General features: G+C 57.9%; 13 protein-coding genes. 12 read left to right on the top strand and 1 reads right to left on the bottom strand.

The genetic code is table 11. The features are described from left to right. Positions 1-9: 9 nt before the first annotated feature. From ptsP to recD, 11 genes are all read left to right on the top strand, one after another. Positions 10-2,256 (top strand): phosphoenolpyruvate--protein phosphotransferase, encoded by a 2,247-nt coding sequence (gene ptsP, locus AA74_RS0111425; protein WP_025912414.1) that lies wholly within the window; start codon positions 10-12, stop codon positions 2,254-2,256. 192 nt (positions 2,257-2,448) lie between these two features. Beyond that, positions 2,449-3,324 carry a prolipoprotein diacylglyceryl transferase gene (lgt, locus tag AA74_RS0111420; protein WP_008499664.1) on the top strand — a complete coding sequence of 292 codons (876 nt, stop codon included), beginning with the start codon at positions 2,449-2,451 and terminating at the stop codon, positions 3,322-3,324. 6 nt (positions 3,325-3,330) lie between these two features. After that, entirely contained in the window at positions 3,331-4,125 is a 795-nt protein-coding gene (thyA, locus tag AA74_RS0111415; RefSeq protein WP_008499663.1) for a thymidylate synthase, read from the top strand. A gap of 184 nt (positions 4,126-4,309) precedes the next feature. Continuing rightward, positions 4,310-4,774, top strand: a complete 465-nt coding sequence (locus AA74_RS0111410) for a prepilin peptidase-dependent protein (RefSeq protein WP_025912413.1) — start codon at positions 4,310-4,312, stop codon at positions 4,772-4,774. Further along, positions 4,765-5,325 carry a prepilin peptidase-dependent protein gene (locus AA74_RS0111405; protein ID WP_021242012.1) on the top strand — a complete coding sequence of 187 codons (561 nt, stop codon included), beginning with the start codon at positions 4,765-4,767 and terminating at the stop codon, positions 5,323-5,325. Before AA74_RS0111410 ends, AA74_RS0111405 begins: the two co-directional genes overlap by 10 nt. Then, entirely contained in the window at positions 5,322-5,723 is a 402-nt protein-coding gene (locus tag AA74_RS0111400) for a DUF2509 family protein (RefSeq protein WP_021242011.1), read from the top strand. Before AA74_RS0111405 ends, AA74_RS0111400 begins: the two co-directional genes overlap by 4 nt. Next, positions 5,708-6,031 carry a prepilin-type N-terminal cleavage/methylation domain-containing protein gene (locus AA74_RS0111395; protein ID WP_008499660.1) on the top strand — a complete coding sequence of 108 codons (324 nt, stop codon included), beginning with the start codon at positions 5,708-5,710 and terminating at the stop codon, positions 6,029-6,031. Before AA74_RS0111400 ends, AA74_RS0111395 begins: the two co-directional genes overlap by 16 nt. Positions 6,032-6,043: 12 nt before the next feature. Then, complete coding sequence (recC, locus tag AA74_RS0111390; RefSeq protein ID WP_025912412.1) at positions 6,044-9,418, top strand: exodeoxyribonuclease V subunit gamma; 3,375 nt, start codon at positions 6,044-6,046, stop codon at positions 9,416-9,418. 139 nt (positions 9,419-9,557) lie between these two features. Beyond that, positions 9,558-12,440, top strand: a complete 2,883-nt coding sequence (gene ptrA, locus AA74_RS0111385) for a pitrilysin (protein ID WP_025912411.1) — start codon at positions 9,558-9,560, stop codon at positions 12,438-12,440. Then, complete coding sequence (gene recB, locus AA74_RS0111380) at positions 12,437-15,979, top strand: exodeoxyribonuclease V subunit beta (protein ID WP_025912410.1); 3,543 nt, start codon at positions 12,437-12,439, stop codon at positions 15,977-15,979. The genes ptrA and recB overlap by 4 nt, the downstream gene beginning before the upstream one ends. Beyond that, positions 15,976-17,796 carry an exodeoxyribonuclease V subunit alpha gene (gene recD, locus AA74_RS0111375; RefSeq protein ID WP_025912409.1) on the top strand — a complete coding sequence of 607 codons (1,821 nt, stop codon included), beginning with the start codon at positions 15,976-15,978 and terminating at the stop codon, positions 17,794-17,796. The genes recB and recD overlap by 4 nt, the downstream gene beginning before the upstream one ends. Positions 17,797-17,830: 34 nt before the next feature. Here recD and argA read toward each other — a convergent pair whose 3' ends face one another. Then, positions 17,831-19,162, bottom strand: a complete 1,332-nt coding sequence (gene argA, locus AA74_RS0111370; RefSeq protein ID WP_008499655.1) for an amino-acid N-acetyltransferase — start codon at positions 19,160-19,162, stop codon at positions 17,831-17,833. A 227-nt stretch (positions 19,163-19,389) separates the two neighbouring features. Between argA and amiC the strand changes: the two genes are divergently transcribed. Continuing rightward, positions 19,390-20,643 (top strand): N-acetylmuramoyl-L-alanine amidase AmiC, encoded by a 1,254-nt coding sequence (amiC, locus tag AA74_RS0111365; protein ID WP_021242006.1) that lies wholly within the window; start codon positions 19,390-19,392, stop codon positions 20,641-20,643. Positions 20,644-20,668: the final 25 nt, after the last annotated feature.

Genomic DNA, 20,668 nt, shown 5'->3' with positions numbered 1-20,668 from the left:
ACGCAAATCATGCTCACCCGCTTGCGAGAAATAGTCGAGAAGGTGGCCAGCGCGCCGCGTCTGAACGAGGCGCTGAATATTCTGGTCACCGACATCTGTCTTGCGATGGAGACCGAGGTCTGTTCGGTGTATCTGGCCGACCACGATCGGCGCTGCTATTACCTGATGGCGACCCGTGGTTTGAAAAAACCGCGTGGACGCACCGTAACGCTCGCATTTGATGAGGGTATCGTGGGTCTGGTTGGGCGACTGGCTGAACCCATTAACCTTGCTGACGCGCAAAAACACCCCAGCTTTAAATACATTCCTTCCGTAAAAGAAGAGCGCTTCCGCGCTTTCCTTGGCGTGCCGATTATCCAGCGTCGCCAGCTTCTCGGCGTGCTGGTTGTCCAGCAGCGTGAGCTACGTCAGTACGACGAAAGCGAGGAGTCATTCCTCGTCACGCTGGCCACGCAGATGGCGGCGATCCTCTCCCAGTCTCAGCTTGCCGCGCTCTTTGGCCAGTATCGCCATACGCGCATTCGTGCCCTTCCGGCCTCGCCAGGCGTGGCGATTGCTGAAGGCTGGATGGATGCCACGCTGCCGCTCATGGAGCAGGTTTATGAAGCCTCAACGCTTGATGAAGCGCTGGAGCGCGAGCGTCTTACCGCCGCGCTGGAAGAGGCCGCGAATGAATTTCGTCGCTACAGCAAGCGCTTTGCCGCAGGCGCGCAAAAAGAGACGGCGGCCATCTTTGACCTCTATTCGCACCTGCTTTCCGATGCGCGCCTGCGCCGTGAGCTTTTTGCGGAAGTGGATAAAGGCTCGGTCGCGGAGTGGGCGGTTAAGAAGGTCATCGAAAAATTTGCCGATCAATTTGCGGCACTGACCGACGGTTACCTGAAAGAGCGCGCAGGCGATCTGCGCGCCCTGGGGCAGCGCCTGCTGTTCCATCTTGATGACACCATTCAGGGGCCGAACGCCTGGCCAAAACGGTTTGTTCTGGTCGCCGATGAACTCTCAGCAACGACGCTGGCTGAACTGCCGCAGGACAGGCTGGCCGGTGTGGTGGTGCGCGATGGTGCCGCCAACTCGCACGCCGCCATTATGGTGCGCGCGCTGGGTATCCCTACCGTTATGGGGGCGGACATTCAGCCGTCGGTACTTCATCGCCGTACGCTGGTGGTCGACGGCTATCGCGGTGAGCTGCTGGTCGATCCTGAGCCGGTTCTGCTCCAGGAATACCAGCGTCTTATCAGCGAAGAGAATGAATTAAGCAAGCTGGCAGAAGATGACGTTAACCTGCCCGCCCAGCTTAAGAGCGGTGAGCGGATCAAAGTCATGCTCAACGCCGGTTTAAGCCCTGAGCATGAAGAGAAGCTGGGCAGCCGCATCGACGGCATTGGCCTGTACCGCACCGAAATCCCGTTCATGCTGCAGAGCGGCTTTCCCTCTGAAGAGGAGCAGGTGGCGCAGTATCAGGGCATGCTGCAAATGTTTAACGACAAACCGGTCACCCTGCGAACCCTGGACGTCGGGGCGGATAAACAACTGCCCTATATGCCGATCAGCGAAGAAAACCCGTGCCTGGGCTGGCGTGGGATCCGCATTACGCTCGACCAGCCTGAGATCTTCCTGATCCAGGTGCGTGCCATGCTCCGCGCCAACGCGGCGACGGGCAATCTCAGCATTTTACTGCCGATGGTCACCAGCATCGATGAGATCGACGAAGCGCGTCGGTTGATCGAACGTGCAGGCCGTGAAGTGGAAGAGATGATCGGTTATGCGATTCCGAAACCGCGGATCGGCGTCATGCTTGAAGTGCCGTCTATGGTCTTTATGCTGCCGCAGCTGGCGAACCGGGTTGATTTTATCTCTGTCGGCACGAACGACCTGACGCAATATATTCTGGCCGTCGACCGTAACAACACCCGCGTCGCCAGTATCTATGACAGCCTGCATCCGGCGATCATTCGCGCCTTAGCGATGATTGCCCGTGAAGCGGAGCAGTACGGCATTGATTTACGCCTGTGCGGTGAAATGGCCGGGGACTCCATGTGCGTTGCGATCCTGATTGGTCTGGGATATCGCCATCTGTCGATGAACGGTCGCGCTGTTGCCCGCGTGAAGTATCTGTTGCGGCATATTGAAATCAATGATGCCCGCGAGCTGGCTGAACGTAGCCTTGAGGCGCAGCTGGCTGCTGAGGTTCGCCACCAGGTCGCGGCGTTTATGGAACGACGCGGTATGGGCGGTCTGATCCGCGGCGGCCGCTAAAGCCTTTCTCCCCCTCCCTGTGGGAGAGGGCACCAGCGCGCATAAAACCCTATACACATCTTTTACATCTCGGGCGCATCCTCCGCGCCCGCCTTGTGCTATGATTCGCAACTTTGGAGCCTCTGCTTACGGCAGAATCGCATTTCTACCGCTGTCCACTTTCAGCGGAATAACAACATCTTGTGGTGACAGATGAACAGTGGTTATCTGCATTTTCCGGAATTTGATCCGGTCATTTTCTCAGTAGGACCTGTTTCGCTTCACTGGTACGGTCTGATGTACCTGGTGGGCTTCATTTTTGCCATGTGGCTCGCTGGCCGTCGCGCCAGCCGTCCTGGCAGCGGCTGGACTAAAAACGAAGTTGAAAACCTGCTGTATGCGGGCTTCCTCGGCGTGTTCCTGGGTGGCCGTATTGGGTATGTGCTGTTCTATAACTTCCCGGTATTCCTGAATGACCCTCTCTATCTGTTCCGCGTCTGGGACGGCGGCATGTCCTTCCACGGCGGCCTGATTGGGGTGATCCTGGTGATGGTGATTTTTGCCAAACGCACCAAACGCAACTTCTTCCAAGTGTCAGATTTCATCGCGCCGCTGATCCCGTTTGGTCTCGGGGCAGGCCGTCTGGGCAACTTCATCAACGGTGAGCTGTGGGGGCGTGTCGACCCGAGCGTTTCCTTTACCATGCTGTTCCCGGGCTCGCGCGCGGAAGACATGGCGCTGTTGCCGTCGCATCCTGAGTGGCAGTCCATTTTCGATACCTACGGCGTGCTGCCGCGCCATATGTCCCAGCTGTACGAGCTGGCGCTGGAAGGCGTGGTGCTGTTTATCATCCTCAACCTGTTTATCCGCAAGCCTCGTCCGATGGGGGCTGTTTCCGGGCTGTTCCTGATTGGCTATGGCGCGTTCCGCATCATCGTCGAATTCTTCCGCCAGCCTGACGCCCAGTTTACCGGCGAGTGGGTACAGTACATCAGCATGGGGCAGATCCTCTCCATTCCGATGATCGTCGCGGGTGCCATTATGATGATTTGGGCGTATCGTCGTCGTCCACAGCAACAACTTTCCTGAGGAACCATGAAACAGTATCTTGAATTGATGAAAAAAGTGCTCGATGAGGGCACGCCGAAAAATGACCGCACCGGTACCGGTACGCTCTCCATTTTTGGCCACCAGATGCGCTTCAACCTGCAAGAAGGCTTCCCGCTGGTGACGACAAAGCGCTGCCACCTGCGCTCGATCATTCATGAACTGCTCTGGTTCCTGCAAGGCGATACTAACGTTGCGTATCTGCACGAAAATAACGTCTCCATCTGGGACGAATGGGCAGACGAGAACGGCAACCTGGGCCCCGTTTACGGCAAGCAGTGGCGCGCATGGCCCACGCCTGATGGCCGCCATATTGACCAGATCACCACCGTGATGAACCAGCTGAAAAACGATCCAGACTCGCGCCGCATCATCGTTTCCGCCTGGAACGTTGGCGAGCTGGATAAAATGGCGCTGGCGCCGTGCCACGCGTTCTTCCAGTTCTATGTCGCTGACGGCAAGCTCTCCTGCCAGCTCTACCAGCGCTCCTGTGACGTGTTCCTCGGCCTGCCGTTTAACATTGCCAGCTATGCGCTGTTAGTTCACATGATGGCGCAGCAGTGCGACCTGGAAGTGGGTGATTTCGTCTGGACCGGTGGGGATACCCATCTCTACAGCAACCATATGGAACAGACGCATCTCCAGCTTACCCGCGAACCGCGTGCGCTGCCGAAGCTGATTATCAAACGCAAACCGGCATCCATCTTCGACTACCGCTTTGAAGATTTCGAGATTGAGGGCTACGACCCCCATCCGGGCATCAAAGCGCCTGTCGCTATCTGATGCCGTAAAGCCTGACACAACCGGTGCTGTTTAGCGCCGGTTTTTTTTCGCCTTTCTCCCGTTTCCCGAAGCGCTATCCAGAAAGCGTGCAACGCGCTGCAACCCTCCCAATTCTGCGGATGACGCCTCGTAAAACGATAATCCGATGCTCGTCATGTTCACGGCGCTTCGCCACACTCCCGGTATGAAAAAAGAGAACGGTTTTACGCTTATCGAAACGCTGGTCGCTGTTTCGCTTGTCGTCATCCTCAGCGCTTCAGGTCTGTACGGCTGGGACAGCTGGCAACGGCATCAGCGGCTGTGGCAAACCGCCAGTCAGGTGCGAGATTACCTGCTGTTTCTGCGCAACCATGCCAACCGCCACAACCGCGACCATCAAATCACCCGTCAGCGGGTTGGCGACAGGGACTGTCTGGTGAGCTCTGCCGTGCAGGGCTGTGAGAAGGACAGCCCCTTTGTGCTGCTCCCCCTCTGGCCTGAAGTCGCGATCGGCGAGGTCACGCCGTCGCTGGGGTTCTATGGATTACGGGATACGGCATGGGCAGGGCGGATACGCGTTCAAAGTCGTGCCGGAGACTGGCTGATTATCGTTTCAGACGGAGGGCGCATCAGGATGTGTAAGGTCTCCGAGGGAGGACAATGTCGATGAGACAGGGCGGCTTTTCGCTTACCGAAGTGCTGATTGCTACGGCCATCAGCAGCCTGTTATTGATAAGCGCATCGCGCTTTTTACCCGGATTGCAGCGGGCGGTATTACTGCAATCTGCCCAGCGAGAGCTGGAAGAAGAGGTCTGGCAACGCCTGTTCGCCCTCGGCAAACAGCTTCAGCGTGCAGGGTACTGCGCGGGAAATTGCCAGGGACAGGCGCTGACGATCGGCAGGCAGGGGCGCTGCATCATTGCGCGGTGGGATGCCAACAGTAACGGCTACTGGGATAGCAGCGCGTCAGAAAATGACAGCACCGGTTTTCGTCTGGAATCGGGGGCGCTGGAAACCCTGCGTGGCGCGACGTCGTGTGAAGGAAAAGGGTGGGAAAAGCTCACGGACCCGGACAGGCTTGCGATAGCACACTTTGTGGTGAGGAGAGTCGAACATGCCGGTTTTGCGCCAGAGCTGAATATCGAACTGGCCGCGAGGCGTAAAGATGAAAAAGGGGAACCCTGGCAGGCGTTGTATACGGTCACGGGGTACAACCTGTGAATCGTCAACGCGGCATATCTTCGCTGGCGCTGGTTCTGCTTTTACTGGTGCTTGGTACTTTGATCCTGACGGGCCTCAATCAGCAGCTCACAACGTTCAGTGCGCTCGTCGGCGGTGAGAGCCGCTCGCTTCAGCAGCAGGCGACGGTGCAGTCCGCGCTTGAGTGGGGGCGCGTTCAGCGCTGGGCGTCAGCGCCACCAGTCCAGTGCAAAACGACATCGGCATGGCGGGTGTGTTTGCGTCAACTGAGCGAGGCGCGGGTACTGCTGATAGCCGGCGGCAACGACCTGCTGCTCTGGCGCAGGGGAGAGATCGTCGACGGGATAGTGCGCTTTTCGCCTCACGGCTGGAGCGATTTTTGCCCCCTTAAGGAGAGTGCGTTATGTCAGCTGCCGTGAGCAGAGAAAAAGGGTTTAGCATGGTTGAGGTCCTGCTGGCGATGATGCTGCTGGTGGTGGTCGTGACGGCACTGTCGGGGTATCACCGGGCGCTGGCGGCGCGGTTCACCGTGTTTAATCAGTATCGCCAGCTCTGGCACCATGCCTGGAACCAGTCTCAGCTCTCAACAAATGTTCTCCCGGCAGGCTGGCAGGCCAGTCGGGGGCAGACAACGCTCGCAGGATGTGTCAGCATCACGGTTACACTTATTTCTCCTCTGGGTCGGCGCGGTGAGTTAACGCGTCTGCATTGCCCGGTTAGCCAGTAGTCGGGAGCGTCTATGTTAAGGGTCTACCACTCAAATCGTCTGGATGTGCTGGAAGCACTGATGGAGTTTATCGTTGAGCGCGAGCGGCTTGACGATCCTTTTGAGCCTGAAATGGTGCTGGTGCAGAGCACCGGTATGGCGCAGTGGCTGCAAATGTCGCTTTCCCGCAAGTTTGGTATTGCCGCGAATATTGATTTCCCGCTGCCTGCGAGCTTCATCTGGGAGATGTTTGTCCGCGTGTTGCCGGATATCCCGGAGCAGAGCGCCTTCAACAAGCAGGCCATGAGCTGGAAGCTGATGGCGCTGCTGCCGGAAATGCTGCAGCACGATGAATTTGCCATGCTGCGCCACTACCTCAATGACGATACCGACAAGCGCAAGCTGTTCCAGCTGGCGTCGCGCACTGCCGATCTCTACGACCAATACCTTGTTTACCGCTCCGACTGGTTAATTCGTTGGGAAGCGGGCGAGTTGGTTGAAGGCCTGCCGGAGGCGCAAATATGGCAGGCCCCGCTGTGGAAAGCGCTGGTGGAGCATACCGAGAGACTGGGCCAGCCTAAGTGGCACCGTGCCAATCTCTACGATCGGTTTATCTCGATACTTGAAAATGCGTCGGAACGCCCGGCCCGACTGCCGTCACGCGTTTTTATCTGCGGGATATCCGCATTACCCCCTGTCTATCTGAAGGCGCTGAATGCGCTGGGTAAACATATTGATATTCATATTTTGTTTACCAACCCTTGCCGACAGTATTGGGGGGATATTCTCGACGAACGCTGGCTTGCACGGCTGGTAACTCGCCAACGAAAACGCCTTTTTGAAGAACGATCCATCCCGCTGTTTAAAGACGGCTCGACGGCCGGGCAGCTTTTCGATGAAGATGGTATCCAGAACCTGCCCAATCCGCTGCTTGCCTCGTGGGGGAAGCTGGGGCGTGACTACATTCACATGCTTTCAGACATCACTTCCTCAGGTGAAGGTGATGTGGATGCCTTTGTTGAGATCGCCCCGGACTGCCTGCTGCATAATATTCAGTTAGATATTCTGGATCTGGAAAACCGCGCCGTCATGGGCGTGACGGCGAACGAGTTCGAACGCAGCGACAATAAGCGAAAACTGGATCCTGACGATCGCAGCGTCACGATCCACGTTTGCCACAGCCCGCAGCGTGAGGTCGAAGTGCTTCACGACCACCTGCTGGCGATGCTGCAGGAGGATCCCGATCTGACGCCACGCGATATCGTGGTGATGGTGGCGGATATCGACACCTACAGTCCCTTTATTCAGGCCGTCTTTGGCAGCGCGACGGGGGAACGGTACCTGCCTTATGCGATATCTGACCGTCGTGCCCGCCAGTCGCATCCGGTATTGCAGGCGTTTATCACTCTGCTGTCACTGCCGGATAGCCGGTTTATCTCCGAAGATGTCCTGGCGTTGCTGGATGTTCCCGTGCTGGCCGCACGCTTCAACATTAATGAAGAGGGTCTGCGCTACCTTCGTCAGTGGGTGAATGAGTCTGGCGTGCGCTGGGGGATCGATGACGATAACGTTCAGGAGTTCGAGCTTCCCGCAACCGGACAGCACACCTGGCGATTTGGCCTGACGCGTATGCTGTTGGGCTACGCCATGGAAAGCAGCCAGGGCGAGTGGAATGAGGTGCTGCCTTACGATGAGTCCAGCGGGTTAATTGCTGAACTGGTGGGGCATTTAGCATCGCTATTAATGCAGCTTAATCGCTGGCGATATGCGTTGTTGCAGCCGCGTCCACTTGAAGAATGGCTCCCGGTCTGCAGGGCGTTACTCAATGATTTCATCCTGCCGGACAATGACACCGAAGCGGCGATGGCGCTCATTGAAACCCAGTGGCAGGCTATCATCGACGAAGGCGTGAATTCCCACTACCACGAGGCCATCCCGCTGTCGCTGTTGCGTGATGAGCTGACGCAGCGGCTTGACCAGGAGCGAATCAGCCAGCGTTTCCTGGCGGGTCCTGTCAATATCTGCACCCTGATGCCCATGCGTTCTATCCCGTTCAGGGTGGTCTGCCTGCTTGGCATGAACGACGGTGTGTATCCGCGCGCGCTGCCGCCGCTGGGGTTCGACTTGATGAGCGCAAACCCAAAACGGGGCGATCGTAGCCGCCGCGATGATGACCGCTACCTCTTCCTTGAAGCGCTCATTTCTGCTCAGAGCAAGCTCTATATCAGCTATATCGGCCGTTCTATTCAGGACAACAGCGAGCGTTTCCCCTCCGTACTGGTGCAGGAACTGGTGGACTATATCGGCCAGAGCCACTACCTGCCGGGAGATGAAGAGCGCAACTGTGATGAAAGCGAGCAGAGGGTGAAAGCCCATATCACCTGTTTCCACAGCCGCATGCCGTTTGACCCGGTGAACTATATTGCCGGCGAGCGCCAGAGCTATGCCCATGAGTGGTTACCGGCGGCGAAAAAAGAGGGGAATGCGCATACTGATTTCATTCAGGAACTTGACCCGCGCCCCATCGACACCCTGACCTTCGAGCAGCTTCAGCGGTTTTGGGCACATCCGGTGCGCGCCTTCTTCCAGCAGCGACTGCAGGTCAACTTCCGCTCTGAAGAGAGTGAAATTCCTGATGCAGAACCGTTTACGCTGGAAGGTCTGGAGCGCTACCAGTTAAACCTGCAGTTGCTGAATGCGCTGGTTGAAGAGGAAGATGCGGACAAACTTTACCGTCGCTACCGTGCTGCGGGTCAGCTGCCCTACGGAGCGTTCGGGGAGATCGTCTGGGAGGCGCAGTGCCAGGAGATGACCGCTCTGGCAGAGCGCGTAAGAGCGTGCCGACAGCCGGGGAAAAGTATTGAAATTGATCTCAACTGCAACGGGGTACAGCTCACGGGCTGGTTAACCCAGGTACAGCCGGATGGGCTGCTGCGCTGGCGGCCCTCAATGCTAAGCGTTTCGCAAGGATTGCAACTCTGGCTGGAACATCTTGTCTACAGTGCGGGTGGGCATAAAGGCGAAAGCCGAATTTTCGTGCGCAAAGAGGGCGAATGGCGCTTCCCGCCGATGGAAGCCGAGCAGGCGTTAGGTTATCTGTCTTTGTATATTGAAGGCTACCGTCAGGGAATGAACAAACCGCTCCTGTTACTACCGGAAAGTGGCGGCGCCTGGATAAAAGCCTGTTATGACGCGCAGAATGATGCGATGTTAACGGATGAGGCTTCGCTCCAGAAAGCGCGCAGTAAGTTTATGCAGGCCTATGAAGGAAACATGATGGTGCGGGGTGAAGGTGAGGATGTCTGGTATCAGCGTTTGTGGCGAGCGCTCGAGCCAGAATACTTTGAGGCGATCACGGAAGAGGCGCAGCGCTACCTGTTGCCGTTGTTTAGATTTAATCAGTCCTGAGCGCTGTATAAAAATTGCGCAGATAAAGGTGTTCATTTATGATGCACTTCTTATCACGGACTGATGTACCCAAAGAAAGAGATGTTGGCGTGTCCAGCACGCAGTTTGTTAATGATGTAGCCGTGATAAAGAGGTCGTAATGCCAGGCAGCACCTTGTTTAAAGCGTTTGTTTTGTTTATTGCCCTTTGGGCGCCCGTCACTCACGCAGACTCCGGTTGGCAACCCGTTCAGGAAACTATCCGTAAGAGCGAAAAAGATACCCGTCAATATCAGGCTATTCGCCTTGATAACGGGATGACCGTGCTGCTGGTTTCCGACCCGCAGGCGGTGAAATCCCTGTCGGCATTAGTGGTGCCGGTTGGGTCGCTGGAAGATCCTGACGCTCATCCTGGGCTTGCACACTATCTGGAACATATGACGCTGATGGGGTCAAAAAAATACCCGCAGCCAGATAGCCTGTCCGAATTTCTGAAGATGCATGGCGGCAGCCACAATGCCAGTACGGCACCGTACCGCACGGCCTTTTATCTCGAAGTCGAAAATGATGCGCTGGAAGGGGCTGTCGATCGCCTTGCCGATTCCATCGCCGCGCCGTTGCTGGATAAAAAATACGCCGATCGTGAACGTAATGCGGTGAATGCCGAGCTGACCATGGCCCGCACGCGAGACGGTATGCGCATGGCGCAGGTCAGCGCCGAAACCATCAACCCTGCGCACCCGGGTTCGCGCTTCTCCGGTGGTAACCTGGAAACCTTGAGCGACAAACCGAACAGCCCGGTGCTGGATGCCCTGCACGCGTTTCGCGATAAATACTACTCCGCCAACCTGATGAAAGCGGTCATCTACAGCAATAAACCGTTGCCGGAGCTGGCAGCCATGGCGGCCAAAACCTTTGGCCGGGTGCCGAATAAAAATATCGACCTGCCGCAAATAACCGTTCCGGTGGTCACTGACGCGCAAAAAGGCATCGTGATCCACTACGTTCCTGCCATGCCGCGCAAAGTGCTGCGCGTGGAATTCCGCATTGATAACAACACGGCACAGTTCCGCAGTAAAACCGATGAGCTGGTCACCTATCTGATTGGTAACCGTAGCCCGGGTACGCTGTCTGACTGGCTGCAAAAGCAGGGGCTGGCGGAAGGCATTCGCGCCGACTCCGATCCGGTTGTGAACGGCAATAGCGGCGTGCTGGCGATCTCCGCGACCCTGACTGACAAAGGACAGGCCAACCGTGATGAAGTCGTAGCGGCTATCTTTAGCTACCTCTCCTTACTGCGTGAGAAAGGCGTCGATAAGCGCTATTTTGATGAACTCGCGCACGTGCTGGATCTCGATTTCCGCTACCCGTCCATCACCCGCGACATGGATTATGTGGAGTGGCTTGCTGACACCATGATCCGCGTGCCGGTGGAACATACCCTCGACGCGGTAAATATTGCCGACCGGTATGATGCCGGGGCGGTAAAAGCCCGCCTGGCGATGATGACGCCGGAGAATGCCCGCATCTGGTACATCAGCCCGAACGAACCGCATAACAAGACGGCGTACTTTGTCGATGCCCCTTATCAGGTGGATAAAATCAGCGCCCAGACCTTCGCCGACTGGCAGAAGAAGGCCGGGGAGATTGCGTTGAAGCTGCCGGAGCTGAACCCCTATATTCCGGATGACTTCTCGCTGATCAAAACGACGAAAGATTACCCGCATCCGGAACTCATCATTGATGAGCCCACGCTGCGCGTCGTGTACACCCCAAGCCGCTATTTCGCCAGCGAGCCAAAGGCCGATGTCAGCGTGGTGCTGCGTAACCCGAAAGCCATGAACAGCGCCAAAAATCAGGTGATGTTCGCGCTCAATGACTATCTCGCCGGTATCGCGCTCGATCAGCTCAGCAACCAGGCCGCCGTGGGCGGGATCAGCTTCTCCACCAACGCCAATAACGGTTTGATGCTTAATGCAAACGGCTATACCCAGCGCTTGCCTCAGCTGTTCCAGGCCCTGCTGGAGGGCTACTTCAGCTACACGCCGACGGAAGAGCAGCTTGAGCAGGCTAAATCCTGGTATGCCCAGATGATGGATTCTGCCGAGAAGGGCAAGGCTTACGATCTGGCGCTTATGCCAGCGCAAATGCTGTCTCAGGTTCCTTATTTCCAGCGTGAGGATCGCCGCGCGCTGCTGCCTTCCATCTCCTTAAAAGACGTGCTCGCGTACCGCGACGCGCTTAAAACCAACACGCGTCCGGAGTTCCTGATCGTTGGCAACATGAGTGAGGAGCAGGCCAAAACCCTGGCGCAGAATGTTCGCACTCAGCTCGGCTCTAAAGGCGACGAGTGGTGCCGCAACCAGGACGTGCTGGTTGAGAAAAAGCAGAATGTGATCTTTGAAAAAGCGGGTAACAGCACGGATTCCGCGCTGGCCGCGGTCTTTGTGCCAACGGGCTACGATGAATTCGCCAGTTCAGCGCAGAGCGCCGTGCTGGGACAGATTATTCAGCCGTGGTTCTATAACCAGTTACGCACAGAGGAGCAGCTTGGCTACGCGGTGTTTGCCTTCTCCATGAACGTCGGTCGTCAGTGGGGGCTGGGCTTCCTGCTGCAAAGCAGCGATAAACAACCGGCGTATCTCTGGCAGCGTTACCAGGCCTTCTTCCCGCAGGTGGAAGCAAAACTGCGTGCCATGAAGCCGGAAGAGTTTGCCCAGATCCAGCAGGCCGTCATCGCGCAGGTGATGCAGCCGCCGCAGACGCTGGGTGAAGAAGCGTCGCAGCTGAGCAAAGATTTCGATCGCGGTAATCTGAAATTTGATTCGCGTGATAAAGTAGTGGCCGAGATAAAACAGCTGACGCCGCAGAAGGTTGCCGACTTCTTCCATCAGGCGGTCATTAAGCCGCAGGGAATCACCATCCTGTCTCAGGTTTCCGGTAGCCAGAACGGGAAAACGGAGTACGTAAACCCGAAAGGCTGGAAAGTCTGGAAGAGCGTCAGCGCGCTGCAGCAATCTATGCCCTGGAGTAAGAAAGAATGACCGATACCGCTGAGTCCCTTGATCCCTTACGTTTACCTCTGCAGGGTGAACGATTGATTGAAGCCTCAGCGGGAACGGGAAAAACCTTCACCATCGCCGCCCTCTATCTGCGCCTGCTGTTAGGGCTTGGCGGCAACGCCGCTTTTCCGCGCCCTTTGAGCGTGGAAGAGCTGCTGGTGGTCACCTTCACCGAGGCCGCTACCGCGGAGCTGCGGGGCCGTATTCGTACCAATATCCACGAGCTGCGCATTGCCTGTCTGCGTCAGAGCACGGATAACCCCCTCTACGCCAGCCTTCTGGAAGAGATTGCCGATAAGCAGCAGGCTGCCCAGTGGCTGCTGCTCGCTGAACGGCAGATGGACGAAGCGTCCGTCTTTACCATTCACGGTTTTTGCCAGCGCATGCTGAGCCTGAACGCGTTCGAGTCCGGTATGCTGTTCGAACAGCAGCTTATTGAAGATGAGTCCGTGCTTCGCTATCAGGCCTGCGCGGATTTCTGGCGTCGCCACTGCTACCCCTTACAGCGCGATATTGCCGAAGCGGTACACGCGCTCTGGAAAGGCCCGGAAGCGCTGCTGCGCGCGATCGATCGTTATCTGCAGGGGGAAGCGCCGGTCATCAAATCCCCGCCGCCGGCAGATGAAACCCTGGCCACGCGGCATGAAAAAATCATCGCGAAAATTGCAGACATCAAGCAAAAGTGGATGGAGTCAGTCGGCGAGATTGACGCCATTATCGAAAATTCCGGCATCGATCGTCGCAAGTTCAACCGTGGCAATCAGGGAAAATGGATCGACAAGGTCAGCGCCTGGGCGCAGGAAGAGACGCGGGGCTACCAGCTCCCGGACGCGCTGGAGAAATTCTCCCAACGTTTCCTGGCTGAGCGGACAAAAGCCGACGGCATTGTGCCTGAGCATCCCCTGTTTGTGGCGATTGAAACCCTGCTGGCGGAGCCCCTTACGCTCAACGATCTGATGATCGCTCGCGCCATGACGGAAATTCGTGAAGCCGTGGTGCGCGAAAAGCGCCGCCGTGGCGAGCTGGGGTTCGACGATATGCTGAGCCGCCTGGATGCGGCGCTGTGCAGTGAAAATGGCGAAGCGCTTGCCGCCGCGATTCGCACCCGCTTCCCGGTGGCGATGATAGACGAATTCCAGGACACCGACCCTCAGCAGTACCGCATTTTCCGCCGTATCTGGCGCCAGCAGCCCGACACCGCGCTGCTGTTAATCGGCGATCCGAAACAGGCCATCTACGCCTTCCGCGGTGCGGATATTTTCACCTATATGAAGGCCCGCAGCGAGGTTGCCGCGCACTACACGCTCGATACCAACTGGCGCTCCTCCCCCGGCATGGTGGAAAGCGTCAACGCGCTGTTTAGCCGCATGGATACGGCGTTTATGTTCCGTGAGATCCCGTTTCAGCCGGTAAAATTTGCCCCGAAAAATGCCTCGTTGCGCTTCGAGTTTAACGGCGTGACGCAGCCTGCCATGAACTTCTGGCTGCTGGATGGGGAAGGCTGCGGCGTTGCCGACTATCAAAATGCCATGGCCCAGCACTGTGCTGCGCAAATCCGTGACTGGCTCAGTGCGGGAGCGCGAGGCGAGGCGCTGCTGTGGAAGGGGGATAACCCCACCCCGGTAAAGGCATCGGATATTACGGTGCTGGTGCGCAGCCGTCAGGAGGCCGCATTCATCCGCGACGCCCTGACGTTACTGAATATCCCCTCCGTCTACCTCTCGAACCGTGACAGCGTCTTTGAAACGCTGGAGGCGCAGGAGATGTTATGGCTGCTGCAGGCCGTGCTGGCCCCGGAGCGGGAAAGTACATTGCGCAGCGCATTAGCCAGCGCGATGCTCGGACTGAACGCGCGCGATATTGATGCGCTCAACAATGACGAAGCCGCGTGGGATGCGGTGGTGGAAGAGTTTGTCCACTACCGGGAAAGATGGCAGAAGCGCGGGGTGATGGCGATGGTGCGCGAGCTCATGGCTCGGCGGCACATTGCCGAGAATATGCTGGCTACCGCAGGCGGCGAGCGACGTTTGACCGATATTTTGCACATCAGCGAACTCTTGCAGGAAGCGGGTACGCAGCTGGAGAGCGAGCATGCCCTGGTGCGCTGGCTGGCGCAGCAGATTGCCGATCCGAACAGCAATTCCTCGAGCCAGCAGATGCGCCTCGAGAGTGATAAACATCTGGTGCAGATCGTCACCATCCACAAGTCGAAAGGCCTGGAATATCCGCTGGTCTGGCTGCCGTTTATCGCCAATTACCGCGTGCAGGATCAGGCTTTTTACCACGATCGCGAGTCGTTCGAGGCGGTGCTCGATCTCAGCAACGCGGAGTCCAGCGTTGAGCTGGCAGAGGCCGAACGTCTGGCGGAAGATTTGCGCCTGCTCTACGTGGCGCTAACCCGCTCGGTCTGGCACTGCAGCCTGGGCGTTGCGCCGCTGTTCCGGCGTCGGGGCGAAAAGAGCGGAGAGAGCGATTTTCATCTGAGCGCGCTGGGGCGGCTTATTCAACAGGGTGAACCCAAAGACGCGGCGGGCCTGCGCCAGTGCATCGAATCGCTTTGTACTGAGCATGTTGCCCTGCATATTCCATCGCTGCCCGACAACAGCCGCTGGCACATGCCGGAGCCGCACGAGTCAGATCTCCATGCCCGTCAGGTGGTACGTACGATTGCCGACGACTGGCGCGTTACCAGCTACTCTGGCTTACAGCAGCACGGGCAGAGTATTGCGCAGGATCTGATGCCAAAACTGGACGTGGATGCCGCAGGCGCCGGTAGCGTACCCGCTGAGCCGGTGCTGACGCCGCACCAGTTCCCGCGCGGCGCCTCGCCGGGCACGTTTTTACACAGCCTGTTTGAAGAGCTGGATTTTACCCAGCCGGTTTCCGAAGAGTGGGTGCTGAAGATGCTACAGAGCGGTGGTTACGACGCGCAATGGCAGCCGGTTCTTACTGAATGGATCCGCGCGGTTCTGCACGCCCCGCTCACCGCACAGGGGATCTCGCTTAGCCAGTTGACTGCCAAAGATAAGCAGGTGGAGATGGAGTTTTATCTTCCCATCGCCAGCCCGCTCAGGGCCGAGGCGCTTGATGCGCTGATCCGCGAGTACGATCCGCTGTCCGCTGGGTGCCCGCCGCTGAACTTCCGCCAGGTGCAGGGGATGCTAAAAGGCTTTATCGACCTCGTTTTCCGCCACGACGGGCGCTACTACCTGCTGGATTACAAGTCGAACTGGCTGGGCGAAGACAGCACAGCCTATACCCAACAGGCGATGGCGTCGGCTATGCAACTGCATCGCTACGATCTGCAGTACCAGCTTTATACCCTGGCGCTGCACCGTTACCTGCGCCATCGTATTGCCGATTACCGTTACGACGCGCATTTTGGCGGCGTGATTTACCTGTTCCTGCGCGGCGTGGATGCTAACGACCCGCGTTCCGGCGTCTTTAGCACGCGTCCGGCTGCGGAACTGATTGAAAAAATGGATAACCTGTTTGCCGCAGGCACGGAGGAGATGGCATGACGATGCAGGCGCTACTGCTGGACGCGGTTGAACAACGATTACTGCGCCACCTGGACGTGCAGTTTGCCATGATGGTGGCAGGCGAGGAGCCTGCCGTCATGCTTGCCGCCGCGATTCTGAGCAAAGACGCGGGGGAGGGGCACGTATGCCTGCCGCTGTCGCGTCTGGCGGTGGATGAGAAAATGCCTCCGGCTTTACAGGCGTGTTTCGCGCTGCTGGGTGACGCCGTGGACTGGCAGGCGATACTACGCGGTTCGCCTGCCGTGAGCGGAGCCGATACCGGGACGCCAATGATTCTGGTCGGCGAGCGTTTGTATCTTAACCGGCTGTGGCGTAACGAACTGACGGTGGCGCGCTTCTTCAGCGAGACCAACGCCCCGCTTCCCTGCGATGAAACGCAGCTCCGGCAAACGCTGGATGCGCTGTTTTCCTCTGACGAGGCGACAGACTGGCAGAAAGTGGCGGCAGCCGTGGCCTTAACGCGTCGGATCTCGGTGATTTCAGGCGGACCGGGCACCGGGAAAACGACCACCGTGGCAAAACTGCTTGCCGCGCTGATTCAGCTCTCGGGTGAGCAAAAGTGCCGTATTCGCCTGGCGGCCCCCACCGGTAAAGCCGCGGCGCGTCTGACGGAATCGTTAGGCGGCGCGCTGCAAAAGCTGCCGCTTACCGGGGAGCAGCTGGCGCTTTTCCCCAACGAAGCCAGCACGCTGCACCGTTTGCTTGGCGCTCAGCCTGGCAGCCAGCGTTTGCGCTACCATGCCGGTAATCCCCTGCACCTGGATGTGCTGGTGGTGGATGAGGCGTCGATGATTGACCTGACGATGATGTCGCGTTTGATTGATGCGCTACCGCCGCACGCGCGCGTTATTTTCCTGGGCGATCGCGACCAGCTTGCCTCCGTGGAGGCGGGGGCTGTGCTGGGCGATATCTGCACCTATGCCAGCCTGGGATATACCGCAGAACGCGCTCAGGAGTTAGCCCGTCTCACCGGATGCTCGCTCACCTCTGAAAACCATTCGCTTGCAGGGGCGCTGCGCGACAGCCTGTGTCTGCTGCAGAAAAGCTACCGCTTCGGCAGCGATTCCGGTATCGGCCAGCTTGCGGCGGCCGTGAACCGGGGCGACCGGCGCACAACCACTGCGGTGTTTGACGGCACCTTTACGGATATTGAGAAAAAATCGCTGCAGACCGGGGAAGAGTATCAGGCGATGCTGGATGAGGCCCTGCAGGGGTATCAGCACTTTCTGACGGGCGTACAACAGCAGCGTTCGCCGGAGCAGGTCATTGCCGGATTTGGTGAATATCAGCTGCTCTGTGCGCTGAGGGAAGGTCCCTTTGGTGTCCGGGGCCTGAACGACAGGCTGGAACAGCTGCTGGTGCAAAAGCGTAAAATAAACCGCACCCCGCACTCGCGCTGGTATGAAGGGCGACCGGTGATGATTTCCCGCAACGACAGCGCGCTGGGGTTGTTTAACGGGGATATCGGGATTGCGCTCGACTGCGGCCAGGGGCTGCGCGTCTGGTTCCAGATGCCGGATGGGAGCGTGAAGTCTTTCCAGCCCAGCCGTTTGCCCGAGCATGAAACCGCCTGGGCGATGACGGTGCATAAGTCCCAGGGCTCCGAGTTTAACCACGCGGCGCTGATCCTGCCCACGCAGCTTTCCCCCGTCATTACCCGCGAGCTGATCTATACCGCCATTACGCGCGCGCGTCAGCGCCTGTCGCTGTATACCGATGAACGCGTGCTGGTGCAGGCGATTGCCACCCGCACGGAACGCCGAAGCGGGCTGGGCGCGATATTTGAGTCCCTCTGAACGAACGCCCTCGCCGCACGGTGAGGGCGTCGTATCATCCCAGGTCCGCCATCAGCACTTTTGAACGGCGCTGATAGTTGTACATCTCTTTCTTCGTTTCCGGCAGAGAATCGATATCCACCGGCGTGAACCCGCGCTCCTGGAACCAGTGAATGCTGCGCGTCGTCAGGACGAACAGCTTGCTCAGCCCCATCTGGCGCGCCTGTGCCGCCACGCGCTCAAGCAGCATTTCACCGCGTGAAGAGCTGCGGTAATCAGGATGCACCGCCACGCAGGCCATTTCACCGATCTTCTCTTCCGGGAACGGATAGAGCGCGGCGCAGGCGATGGTCAGGTTATCGCGCTGAATAATGGTGAATTTGTCGATCTCCATCTCCAGCTGCTCGCGTGAACGACGCACCAGAATGCCCTGCTGTTCCAGCGGGCGGATCAGCTCCAGAATACCGCCGATGTCGTTAATGGTGGCGCGGCGGATCTGCTCCGCGCTCTCCATGACAATCTGCGTACCAATACCGTCGCGGGAGAACAGCTCCTGCAGCAGGGCGCCGTCTTCCTGATAGCTGATCAGGTGGCTACGACGCACGCCGCTGCGGCAGGCCTTCACGGCGCCACGCAGGAAGCGGACCGTGCCGGAGTGATAATCGCCTTCGGCTTCCAGCGCTTCCACGCGGGCCTGGGCTTCATTCGGGAAGAGTTCCGGCACGATCGTTCCTTCATCATTCACGACGCCCTGGGAGGAGCAGAACCCAATCATTTTTTCCGCCTTCAGCTTGATCGCCAGCTGCGTGGCGATCTCTTCTGAAGTGAGGTTGAAGCTTTCGCCGGTCACCGAAACGGCGACCGGGCCCATCAGCACGATGGCACCGCTGTCCAGCTGGCGGTGAATGGCTTCTTCATCAATACGACGAATGCGGCCGCTGTGGCAGTAATCCACGCCATCGTCCACGCCGAGCGGCTGGGCAATGATGAAGTTGCCGCTCACGACGTTGATATGCGCGCCCTGCAGCGGCGTGTTGTTCAGGCTCATGGACAGGCGAGCGGTGATATCCAGCTGCAGCAGACCTGCCGCCTGCTTCACCAGCTCAAGGGTTTTGGCATCCGTGACGCGGGTATGCTTGTGGTAAATCGGCTCGTGGTGGTGAGCGGCCAGGTTGGCGTCGATCTGCGGGCGCGCGCCATAGACCACCACCAGGCGGATCCCCAGGCTGTGCAGCAGGCCAATGTCATTGACGATGCTGGAAAAATTTTCATGCTCAATGGCTTCGCCGCCAAGCATGATGACAAACGTTTTTCCCCGATGGGCGTTGATATAGGGAACAGAATGGCGGAATCCCTGGACCAGTTCGGTTCTACGTTCCTTCACCATGGCACAACCCTTAATGAATGTTTATTCGTAATTTCTGTATTTTTATTCGATTGTGGCCGCGTGTGCAAGCGCAAATTTTCCGCGACCCACAGAAAATGATAAGTAATCCGTGCGTTAGCGTATGATTGTTTACCCTTTTATAGATGACAGTTTATGCGTCATTCGTTAAAGTTTTCGGTCAATCTGGACATTTTGTATATCAGTCAGTGTTCTTGCTCGGGAGAAGCATGTCGGGATCCAATTCAGCAATAAGCCGCCGCCGTTTGTTAAAAGGGGCCGGGGCAATGTGGTTGCTTAGCGTCAGTCAGGTCGGTCTTGCCGCCACCAGTCAGGTCGTGGCGGTGCGCGTCTGGCCATCGTCGACCTATACGCGCGTGACGGTCGAATCCAATCGCGTGCTGAAATATAAGCAATTTGCCCTCAGCAACCCGGAACGTGTGGTGGTGGATCTCGAAGGCGTTAACCTTAACTCCGTGCTGAAAGGGATGGCGGCGCAGATCCGCGGCGACGATCCGTTTATTAAATCGGCGCGCGTCGGGCAGTTCGATCCGCAAACCGTGCGCATGGTGTTTGAACTGAAGCAGAACGTGAAGCCGCAGCTGTTTGCCCTGGCGCCTGTCGCGACGTTCAAAGAGCGCCTGGTGATGGATCTCTACCCGGCCAATGCGACGGATATTCAGGATCCGCTTCTTGCCCTGCTGGAAGATTACAACAAAGGCGATCTGCAGCGTCAGGTTCCGCCGGCGCAAAGCGGTCCGCAGCCGGGGAAAGCAGGGCGCGATCGTCCGATTGTAATCATGCTCGATCCAGGCCACGGCGGCGAAGACTCCGGTGCGGTGGGGAAATACCGCACGCGTGAAAAAGACGTGGTTCTGCAAATTGCCCGTCGTCTGAAGGCGCTGATTGATAAAGAAGGCAATATGCGCGCCTATATGACGCGTAATGAAGACGTCTTTATTCCGCTGAAGGTCAGGGTGGCGAAAGCACAGAAGCAGCGCGCAGATTTGTTCGTCTCGATCCATGCGGATGCGTTTACCAGCCGTCAGCCAAGCGGCTCGTCGGTGTTTGCGCTCTCAACCAAAGGCGCGACCAGTACCGCAGCAAGATACCTGGCGGATACCCAGAACGCCTCGGACCTGATCGGTGGCGTGAGCAAAAGCGGCGACCGCTACGTCGACCACACCATGTTCGACATGGTGCAGTCGCTGACCATTAACGACAGCCTGAAGTTTGGTAAAGCGGTGCTGGGCAAGCTGGGCAACATCAATAAGCTGCACAAGAACAGCGTTGAACAGGCCGGATTTGCGGTGCTCAAGGCGCCGGATATCCCGTCCATCCTGGTTGAAACCGCGTTTATCAGTAACGTGGAAGAGGAGCGTAAGCTCAAGACGGCAAAATTCCAGCAGGAAGTGGCGGAGTCGATTCTGGCAGGGATTCGTGCGTATTTCTCTGACGGGGCGACGCTGGCGCGGCGCGGGTAGATCTTTTGGCCGGGTAAACGCCCGG

This window comes from Enterobacter sp. 5-4 (assembly GCF_000612205.1).
Classification (GTDB): domain Bacteria; phylum Pseudomonadota; class Gammaproteobacteria; order Enterobacterales; family Enterobacteriaceae; genus Enterobacter; species Enterobacter roggenkampii.
The sequence above is the reverse complement of the archived record's forward strand: the minus strand, read 5'-3'. Positions and strand labels throughout refer to the sequence as shown.

Bases quoted from the DNA above. Each gene is read 5' to 3' on its own strand.
- ptsP (WP_025912414.1), top strand. From the start codon at position 10: ATGCTCACCCGCTTGCGAGAAATAGTCGAGAAGGTGGCCAGCGCGCCG.
- lgt (WP_008499664.1), top strand. From the start codon at position 2,449: ATGAACAGTGGTTATCTGCATTTTCCGGAATTTGATCCGGTCATTTTC.
- thyA (WP_008499663.1), top strand. From the start codon at position 3,331: ATGAAACAGTATCTTGAATTGATGAAAAAAGTGCTCGATGAGGGCACG.
- AA74_RS0111410 (WP_025912413.1), top strand. From the start codon at position 4,310: ATGAAAAAAGAGAACGGTTTTACGCTTATCGAAACGCTGGTCGCTGTT.
- AA74_RS0111405 (WP_021242012.1), top strand. From the start codon at position 4,765: ATGTCGATGAGACAGGGCGGCTTTTCGCTTACCGAAGTGCTGATTGCT.
- AA74_RS0111395 (WP_008499660.1), top strand. From the start codon at position 5,708: ATGTCAGCTGCCGTGAGCAGAGAAAAAGGGTTTAGCATGGTTGAGGTC.
- recC (WP_025912412.1), top strand. From the start codon at position 6,044: ATGTTAAGGGTCTACCACTCAAATCGTCTGGATGTGCTGGAAGCACTG.
- ptrA (WP_025912411.1), top strand. From the start codon at position 9,558: ATGCCAGGCAGCACCTTGTTTAAAGCGTTTGTTTTGTTTATTGCCCTT.
- recB (WP_025912410.1), top strand. From the start codon at position 12,437: ATGACCGATACCGCTGAGTCCCTTGATCCCTTACGTTTACCTCTGCAG.
- recD (WP_025912409.1), top strand. From the start codon at position 15,976: ATGACGATGCAGGCGCTACTGCTGGACGCGGTTGAACAACGATTACTG.
- argA (WP_008499655.1), bottom strand. From the start codon at position 19,162: ATGGTGAAGGAACGTAGAACCGAACTGGTCCAGGGATTCCGCCATTCT.
- amiC (WP_021242006.1), top strand. From the start codon at position 19,390: ATGTCGGGATCCAATTCAGCAATAAGCCGCCGCCGTTTGTTAAAAGGG.